Below are 211 nucleotides of genomic sequence, written 5' to 3'. Positions count from 1 at the left end.
TCTGAATTCAATGAGTTTTCGCTAACTAAAACTATTACTCCATCACATCTTTTTATACGAGTACGAACTCTCATATTCCATTCTTTATCGTAAGGTTCTTTTACCGACATATCAATAAATTCATAAGTAGCACGAGGACTTAAAGACTGTCCTTTTAAAAAGACGCGTTGACGCTCATCTGGCATTGCAAAGGCAATGAATAATACATTTT

The 211-nt window shown here is 34.1% G+C and carries 1 pseudogene; it reads right to left on the bottom strand.

Features of this window, described 5'->3' with window-relative positions:
• Nucleotides 1-211 (bottom strand): annotated as a pseudogene (locus V6252_RS13555) (hypothetical protein); the annotation flags it as partial.

Source organism: Psychrobacter proteolyticus, assembly GCF_038155145.1.
GTDB lineage: Bacteria > Pseudomonadota > Gammaproteobacteria > Pseudomonadales > Moraxellaceae > Psychrobacter > Psychrobacter proteolyticus_B.
This window is presented reverse-complemented; position numbering and strand designations above follow the sequence as displayed.